Annotated in this window: 10 protein-coding genes; 9 read left to right on the plus strand and 1 reads right to left on the minus strand. The window is 69.4% G+C overall.

The annotated features are described in order from the left end of the window. From ACWD5O_RS28905 to ACWD5O_RS28930, 6 genes are all read left to right on the plus strand, one after another. Positions 1 to 1,056, plus strand: a complete 1,056-nt coding sequence (locus tag ACWD5O_RS28905; protein ID WP_450087201.1) for a 4-oxalomesaconate tautomerase — start codon at positions 1 to 3, stop codon at positions 1,054 to 1,056. Next, positions 1,053 to 2,531, plus strand: coding sequence for an MFS transporter (locus ACWD5O_RS28910; RefSeq protein WP_450087202.1), 1,479 nt, complete (start codon positions 1,053 to 1,055; stop codon positions 2,529 to 2,531). The genes ACWD5O_RS28905 and ACWD5O_RS28910 overlap by 4 nt, the downstream gene beginning before the upstream one ends. A gap of 488 nt (positions 2,532 to 3,019) precedes the next feature. Beyond that, entirely contained in the window at positions 3,020 to 3,619 is a 600-nt protein-coding gene (locus tag ACWD5O_RS28915) for a GntR family transcriptional regulator (protein WP_450087203.1), read from the plus strand. Between the two features lie 28 nt (positions 3,620 to 3,647). Beyond that, complete coding sequence (locus ACWD5O_RS28920) at positions 3,648 to 4,352, plus strand: 4-carboxy-4-hydroxy-2-oxoadipate aldolase/oxaloacetate decarboxylase (protein ID WP_450087204.1); 705 nt, start codon at positions 3,648 to 3,650, stop codon at positions 4,350 to 4,352. A gap of 123 nt (positions 4,353 to 4,475) precedes the next feature. Continuing rightward, complete coding sequence (locus ACWD5O_RS28925; RefSeq protein WP_450006172.1) at positions 4,476 to 4,622, plus strand: hypothetical protein; 147 nt, start codon at positions 4,476 to 4,478, stop codon at positions 4,620 to 4,622. 31 nt (positions 4,623 to 4,653) lie between these two features. After that, positions 4,654 to 5,463, plus strand: a complete 810-nt coding sequence (locus ACWD5O_RS28930; RefSeq protein WP_450087205.1) for a DUF1932 domain-containing protein — start codon at positions 4,654 to 4,656, stop codon at positions 5,461 to 5,463. A gap of 39 nt (positions 5,464 to 5,502) precedes the next feature. Here ACWD5O_RS28930 and ACWD5O_RS28935 read toward each other — a convergent pair whose 3' ends face one another. Then, a complete protein-coding gene (locus ACWD5O_RS28935) occupies positions 5,503 to 6,159 on the minus strand; it encodes a GntR family transcriptional regulator (protein WP_450006141.1) in 657 nt (218 codons plus the stop codon). Between the two features lie 231 nt (positions 6,160 to 6,390). Here ACWD5O_RS28935 and ACWD5O_RS28940 point away from each other — a divergent pair, with 231 nt between their 5' ends. From ACWD5O_RS28940 to ACWD5O_RS28950, 3 genes are all read left to right on the plus strand, one after another. Beyond that, positions 6,391 to 7,410 carry an amidohydrolase family protein gene (locus tag ACWD5O_RS28940; RefSeq protein ID WP_450087210.1) on the plus strand — a complete coding sequence of 340 codons (1,020 nt, stop codon included), beginning with the start codon at positions 6,391 to 6,393 and terminating at the stop codon, positions 7,408 to 7,410. A gap of 306 nt (positions 7,411 to 7,716) precedes the next feature. After that, a complete protein-coding gene (locus ACWD5O_RS28945; protein ID WP_450087206.1) occupies positions 7,717 to 7,941 on the plus strand; it encodes a hypothetical protein in 225 nt (74 codons plus the stop codon). Continuing rightward, positions 7,941 to 8,066: a hypothetical protein gene (locus ACWD5O_RS28950; protein WP_450087207.1), complete on the plus strand. Its 126-nt coding sequence runs from the start codon at positions 7,941 to 7,943 to the stop codon at positions 8,064 to 8,066. Before ACWD5O_RS28945 ends, ACWD5O_RS28950 begins: the two co-directional genes overlap by 1 nt. Positions 8,067 to 8,195: the final 129 nt, after the last annotated feature.

Raw genomic sequence — 8,195 nt, forward strand, 5'->3', positions numbered from 1 at the left:
ATGATGACGACCTCTGGCGTGCCCTGCGTCGTGATGCGCGGCGGCACGTCCAAAGGCCTATACTTCCTGGCCTCTGATCTGCCAGCGTCGCCCGGGGCGCGCGACGACCTCCTGCTGCGCCTGATGGGCTCGCCGGATCCGCGGCAGATCGACGGACTCGGCGGCGCACACCCGCTGACCAGCAAGGTCGCGGTGGTCGCGCCCGGTGCCGAACCCGGCTCCGTGGACTACCTGTTCCTGCAGGTGCAGGTCGACCAGCCGCTGGTATCCGATCAGCAGAACTGCGGCAACATCCTCGCCGGTGTGGCACCGTTCGCGATCGAGCGCGGGCTCGTCGCGGCGCGACCCGACGTCACCACGGTTCGCGTCAACCTGCTCAACACCGGCGGGGCCGCGGTGGCCACAGTGCAGACACCCGGAGGTGCCGTCAGGTACGACGGGGACGTCGCGATCGCCGGTGTTCCCGGCACCGCGGCACCGGTCATCCTCGACTTCGAGAACACCGCCGGCTCCTCGTGCGGCGCCCTGCTGCCGACCGGTGAGATCTGCGAAGTGATCGACGGGATCAGCGTCACCTGTATCGATAATGGGATGCCGGTGGTGGTGATGCCCGGTGAGCATCTCGGAATCACCGGGCAGGAGAGCCCAGCCACCCTGGAGGCAGACCCCGACCTGCGGCGACGCCTGGAGTCAGTGCGCTTGGAAGCCGGTCGCCGGATGGGGCTGGGCGACGTAACCCTCAAGACGGTACCGAAGCTCACCATGGTGTCCCCGGCCCGCGCCGGTGGAGCATGCAGCACCCGGACGTTCATCCCGCACCGCTGCCACTCCTCGATCGGCGTACTGGGGGCCGCCAGTGTGGCCGCCGCGCTGCGTCTGCCTGACAGCGCCGTCGCCGGTTGTCTCGACGAAGCCTGGACCGGGCCGCGAAACAGGCTGGAGCACCCGACGGGATACCTGGACGTCGAGGTGGAACTCGACGGGGAGAAGGTTACCCGGACCGGGGTGGTCCGTACCGCCCGCAAGCTGCTCGACGGGATCGCGTTTCCCCGATGACCCGCGGCGGACGGCCGACGCTGTTCTGGTCCTTGCTCGTACCGCACGCGATCCTGGTCCAGGTCGTCAGCTACGGGCTTCGGCCGTCCCTCTCGTACGCGGTGCTCGACCTTGGGTACGGCTCCGAGTGGCTCGCGGCGGTCGCCGCGCTGTTCGCGGTGCCACCGCTGGTTCTGGCAGTCTTCACCGGGCGACTGGTTGACCGGGTAGGCGAGCGGCCATGCATGGCGATCGGTGCCCTGGCGCTCATCGGCTCGGCAGTAGCCGCGTACGCCGGTCATTCCGGGATGTCGATGCTTATCGCTTCGACCGTTCTGCTCGGCGTCGGAAACATCTTCTCGATGATCGGGGAGCAGTCGGCGGTGACTGGGCGGGCCCGGGGCCAAAGGGCGGACGCCATCTTCGGGACCTACACGTTCATGACGTCCCTCGGGCAGTCACTCGGCCCGCTATTGCTGTTGATGCCGCGGCCGCCCGGAGTTGTCTCGCCGCCGCTGAGACAGGTCGCGTTGTTCTGCGTGGCGGCCGGCGTGGTGGCGCTCGCCACCTCCCTCGGGTTCGGCACACACCATCGCGCCTCGCCGGTTCCAGCATCCGGATCGGCGGAATTCTGGTCGGCCCGGCGACTGCTCGCCATTCCGGGCATGTCCCGGGCGCTGCTGGTCGGCGGCCTGATCCTAGCCTCCATCGACGTGACGCTCGCCTACCTGCCGGCCCTGGCGCACGCCCGGGGACTCGCGCCGGGGTGGGTGACTGCGATGCTGGCGGCGCGCTCGCTGCTGTCGATGCTCTCCCGGATCAACCTGGCAGGGTTGGTATGCAACCTCGGCCGACGCCGGCTGGCAATGGGTGCGTGCGCGGTGTCGGCGCTGGCCCTGTGCGGATCAGCGGCACCGCTACCCCCGCTGGGACTGGTCGCACTAATGGCGATATACGGGTTCGCGGCGGGTGTCTGCCAGCCGATGACTATGGGCTGGGTGGTCCAGTTGGCACCACCGAATACTCGCGGGACGGTGCTCTCGCTGCGGCTGGCGGGCAACCGACTGGCGCAATCGGTCATCCTGGGAGTTTCCACCGCCGCAGCCATTGTCGGGGGAGCACCGGGTGTGCCTCGTGTTGACCGGAGCGACGTTGGCCGTGGCCGCCTGGTCGTCGTCCGTGATCGCCGACAGCAGCGCCTGAGGGCCGAAGTAGGTGCGGGCCCGAATGCCTTCGGATCGGGGTGGGGTGTTTGCGGGATCGGGCGGCGATCGCGGTCTTCCCATCGATTGACAGCACCACCGCGTCGGCGGGTGGGTGCAGGTGGAGCTGGTACACGTCGGCGCGGTCCACAAACAGCGGGTCGTCCTTGCGGGTCAGCCAGGCTCGCACTCGGTGCGGCCGCAGGTCGGCGTCGGCCAGGATCCGTCCGAGGTGGGAGACGGGATCGAGGTGCCGTACCGCCCGGCCATCTGCTCGCCGATCCGCAGGTGTGACCAGGCCGATTCCGGATGTGGCGGGGCTGAGGTGGCCAGCACGGTGATCCGTAACCGATCGGCGGGGCCGGTCGCTGGGCGGGTGGTCGGTCAGCCCCGCCCTGCCCTAAGAGGGGCGAACCGGCATCGCCGTTTCCGCACGGCGTCCACGCTGATCCGCCGATCCGGGGTATGGCAGCGTTCGTCTGCGCGGCCGCGGCGGCCAGCACGATCCGGGCTCGTAACACCGTGAGGGGGCGGCGGTGGTCACCGATCGTGCTAGCCGTTGTACCTGCTCGCGTTGCCGCTCATCCAGCACCATCGGCGTCGCTTGTCACCGTCACGTTGGCGGCCCTCGTGTTCGTGCGCTGGCCTGAGAGTGCAGTTCCAACAAAAGAGTTGACAATCCTGTTGCCAACCTCCTACCGTCGGCGCAGGATCTGCTGGGGGAGAGGGCCGTGTCGAGGACTGTCAGCGGCGAGGCTGCGGGCCGGCAGGCCCAGGTGTGGTTGCGCGAAGCGATCACGGGCGGCGAGTTCGCCCCGGGCCAGCGGCTGATCGAGGCTGACCTGGTGAGCCTGCTGGGTGCGTCCCGCAACGCCGTCCGGCTCGCCCTGGACTCTCTGGTGGCCGAAGGGCTGGTCGAGCGGATCCCCAATCGCGGGGCCCGCGTGCGGACGGTCTCGACCGCAGAGGCGGTGGCGATCACCGAGTGCCGTAGGGCGCTTGAAGGCCTGATCGCGGCGAAGGCCGCGCAGCACGCCACGGACGCCGAGCTAGCCGAACTGCGCGCCCATGTCCGGCGGATGCCGGAGGCCGTGCAGGCGGGCGAACTCATGCGGTACTCAGCGCTCATCCACGAGTTGCACCAGCTGATTCGTCAGGCCGCGCGCCAGCCCACGGCGGCCGCACTCATCGAGCGCCTCCAGGCGCAGATCGTCCGTCAACAATTCCAGCTGTCGCTGCGGCCCGGGCGGCCGCAGGTCTCGCTGGCCGGCCTCACGGCCGTCGTGAAGGCGATCACGGCGCGGGATCCGGAGTCTGCGGAGGCGGCGGCCCGGGCCCACCTGAGCAGTGTGATCGCTGCCCTGGGCGAGAAGAGCGCCTGATGTTCCTAGTGGAGAAGGAGGCCCTCTCATGAGGACTGTCGTTGTCACCGACCCACCGCGTGCCGACCTCGGCGACGCGGAGCGTCTCGGTGGGTATGGTGTCGCCACTGTGCACGAGGCGCTCGGCCGCGTCGGCTACCTGGGCCCCGAGTTCCGGCCCGCGTGGCCGGGCGCGCGCGTGGGCGGCACCGCCGTCACCGCCCTATGCTGGCCCGGGGACAACCTGATGATCCACGTCGCGGTCGAGCAGTGCCGGCCTGGTGATGTTCTGGTGGTCGCGACCAACTCGCCCTCGACGGACGGGCTGTTCGGTGAGCTGTTCGCCACCGCCCTTGCCAGGCGCGGCGTCCGTGGAGTGGTGCTCGCCAGCGGTGTACGCGACGTCGCGGAGCTGCGGGAGATGGGGTTTCCGGCGTGGTCGCGGGCGGTCAGCGCGCAGGGCTCGGTCAAGGCCACGGCCGGCTCGGTGAACGTACCGATCGTCCTCGGAGGACAGATTGTGCGTCCCGGCGACGTGATCGTCGCAGACGACGACGGCGTCATGGTCGTACCCAGGACCGACGTGCCCCGGGCGCTGGCCGCCGCGCAGGCCCGGGTGGACAAGGAGGCCGCCAGCCGCGCCGCCTTCGAGCAGGGCCAGCTGGGCCTGGACCGCTATGGGCTACGCGACAAGCTCAAGGACTTCGGCATCGAGTACGTCTCCTACGACGAGTACGTCCAGGGTGAGCGGTGAGCTACGACGACACCGGGGTGCGCTGCAGCATGCTGCGCGGTGGCACATCCCGTGGTTTGTACTTGGAGGCTGCTGACCTGCCCGGCTGGCCCGGCCGAGCGGGACGATCTGCTGCTGCGGCTGATGGGCACTCCCGATCCGCGCCAGATCGACGGCCTGGGCGGCGCTGGGGTCTCCCACCGCGGGTCGTCCGCCCGGGCGTCGTACACACGACCGGCAAGCTTTTCGACGGCACCGCCTTCCCCCGCGCCTGAGTTTCCCCACCCGTGATCCCTGTGTTCATCGACCATATGGAGACAGCATGCCCCCGTTGCACGAGACCCCTCGTCCCGAGGCCTGCACGGCCGTCCGCATCGCCGTCCTCGGGCTGGGGGAGGCCGGATCGGAGATCGCCCGCGATCTGGTAAGGGCCGGCGCCGACGTTCGGGGCTACGACCCGAGGGTGACGCCGGCCGACGGCGTCGACCCGCGGGCCGACGAGGCCGACGCGGTGCGCGACGCCGATCTTGTGCTCAGTGTCAACAGCTCTCACGACGCGATGGATGCACTGCTCAACGCGTTGCCTGCCGTGCCGCCGGGGACGATCTGGGCCGACCTCAACACCGCTTCACCGGGTATCAAGGCGGCGCTGGCGGAGGCGGCCGGGCCCATCCCGGTCGTTGACGTCGCGCTGATGGCGCCGGTGCCTGGCAAGGGGCTGCGTACTCCCATGCTGGTGTCCGGCGACGCCGCCGACCGGTACGCGGCCATCCTGTCCGGCTTCGGCGCGAAGGTCGCGATCCAGCCAGGGACTGCGGGCGCAGCCATCTCGCGCAAGCTGCTCCGCAGCGTCTTCTACAAGGGGCTGGCCGCGGCGGTGGTGGAAGCGCTGGCCGCCGCGGAGGCAGCAGGTTGCGCCGACTGGCTGCGCGACAACATCAGCACCGAGTTGGCCGGCTTCGACCAGCACACCGTCGACAGGCTGGTCGACGGGACCCACCAGCACGCCCGCCGGCGCGCGGACGAGATGACCGCTGCCACCGAGCAGCTCGAGGAGCTGGGGGTCACGTCGCGGATCAGTGCGGCAACCCGTGACCTGCTCATCGACCTGCGCGACAACGGCGGGCGATAGCGCGCCGACGTCGGCCGGGCGACCGTGTCACGCCCGGCTCTACTCGGCGTCGTCCTGCTGCAGCGCCGTGATGACGCTGGTCAGATGTGCGCGCGCGGCGACCTCCGCGTCGGCGGGTTCGCGGCGTGCGATCGCGTCGATGATCGCGAGGTGTTCCCGGAGGGAGACCTGCGGGCGACCGGCGCGCAGCGCGAGCCGGAACTGGTGTCGAACCAGCTGGCCGTTGAGCCGGTCGAGCAGCTTCGAGGCCACCGGCTGCGCCGCGTACTCGCGTACGAGGCGGTGGAGTTCCCGGTTGAGCGCTGAATACTGCATCGGATCGCCGTCCGCCACCGCGCGCTGCATCTGGTCGCCGAGATCGGTCAGTACGGCGACCTGCGCGTCGGTGATCCGCTCTGCCGCCTTGGCAGCACATAGGCCCTCGAGGACCATGCGGCACTCGGTGATCGCCACCGCCTCGGCCAGGGAGACGACCCGCACGCGGGCGCCGCGGTTCGGGATGCGCTCGACCAGTCCCTCGGCGGCCAGGTCGAACAGCGCTGCGCGGAGACTGGCGCGGCTGACGCGGAACGACTCGGCGAGCTCTGCTTCCACCAGCCGCTGTCCGGGCGCGAGATCGCCGTTCATCAGCGCGGCGCGCAGCGCGTCGGCCGCCAGTCTCGTACCGACGGCACCCTCACGGGGAGTCTTGGCCAATCCAGACCTCCTCAGTCGCGGATGAGTATAAGGCCCCATGTGGAGGCCGCCCAAAATATTGTCGACAATCTGCTCGACAGGTATTGCGACAATGTTGCGTGGTACTTAGGCTCACAGCTGCCGAGCGGCATGCGTGAGACGTGACGTGGGCCCACAAAGCGCCGCACGTCGTCCTGCCCGTGAACGGCGCTGGTCCTGCCGGCCAGCCCGACCCGAGGAGCCTTGAAACACGTGATCATCGACTGTCATGGCCACTACACGACCGCGCCCCAGGCGCACACGTCGTGGCGAGAGGCGCAGCGAACGGCATTCGGTGCAGGCGAAGCGCCGCCGGCCTACCCGGGCATCTCCGATGACGAGATCCGCGAGACGATCGAGGGAAGCCAGCTACGGCTGATGGCCGAGCGCGGGATCGACCTGACCATCTTCTCGCCGCGCGCCTCGGCGATGGGCCATCACGTCGGTGACGAGGCCGTCTCCAGCCGCTGGGCGCAGGTCTCCAACGACCTCGTCGCACGTGTGGTCGAGTTGTACCCGGACAACTTCATCGGGGTCTGCCAGCTCCCGCAGTCACCCGGAGTCCCTATCTCGCACTCGGTAGCGGAGCTGCGGCGGTCTGTGCTGGAGCTCGGTTTCGTGGGATGCAACCTCAACCCCGACCCCAGTGGCGGGCACTGGACCTCCCCGTCGCTGACCGACCGCAGCTGGTACCCGTTCTACGAGGCGATGGCGGAGCTGCAGGTGCCGGCGATGGTGCACGTGTCGGCGGTGACCAACACGAACTTCCACGCCACCGGGTCGCACTACCTCAACGCCGACACCACGGCCTTCATGCAGTTCCTGCAGTCGGACCTGTTCAAAGACTTCCCAGACCTGCGGTTCGTCATCCCGCACGGTGGGGGAGCGGTGCCCTACCACTGGGGCCGGTTCCGAGGGCTCGCGGACATGCTCGACCGGCCCGCGCTGGACGAGTCGGTCATGGACAACGTCTTCTTCGACACCTGCGTGTACCACCAGCCCGGCATCGACCTGCTCTTCAGCGTCATCGGCGTCGACAACATCCTGTTCGGCTCCGAGATGGTCGGCGCGGTCCGGGGGATCGATCCGCAGACCGGCCATTACTTCGACGACACCCGCCGGTACGTGGACGCCTTGGACCTGGCGCCGGGCGACCGCGAGAAGGTCTATGAGCGCAACGTCCGTCGGGTCTACCCACGACTGGATGCGGCGCTGAAGGCCAGGAGACGCTGAGTGTGCCGTCTCCCGGGGGACCCCAGTCCAGCGGCGACAGCCTGCCCGGGTGGCCACCCGAGGTGATGACCGGCGTTGACGCCGATCCGCCACAGCCTTCGCGGCGGCCGGGACCGCCACCGACCGACAACAATCGCGACCTGACTGATGTCAACAAAATTGCCGGCAGAGCTGATGGAAGGAGCCACCGTGGACGTTGTGCCACCGCCACAGCCAGTGCGGGCCACCCTTGGCCGAGACGGCCGCAGGCGGATGGCCGCCGATGAGGCGTACGCGCGACTGCGACAACATCGCCAAGGGGCGGGGATGCCCGACGAGCGGCCGGTCGGGGTCGACCTGGCCATCGCGCTCGGGGTGGGCCGCACTGCGGTCCGCACATTGCCTGCCCGGCTGGAGCAGGAGCGGCTCGTGGTCCACGAGCCGAACCATGGGGCCCGGGTGCGGATGGTGACCGAGGCCGAGGCCCTGAAGATCACCCAGGCACTCACTGCACGCGAGGCTGCTCTGCATGGCACGCCCATGTTCCCGTGATGACCGTGCGCGAGACTTTCGTCGTCGGTGCGAAGAACACCATCGAACGCCCACACGAGGCGACCGACTCCGCACTGAACGACGGCCCGCGCCGGCTGTGGCCCGATGCACCGCCCGTATGTTGACGAAAGAAGGGCACGAATGAAGTCGGTGCGTGCGCCGGGGCGCAGCGATGATGTCGTTGCGGCCCTTCGCAAGGTGGTCGACGGGGATGTCGACGACTCCGAACGCCGCCAGGCCGAGTACTCAACGGA

The organism is Micromonospora sp. NPDC005161 (assembly GCF_053599855.1).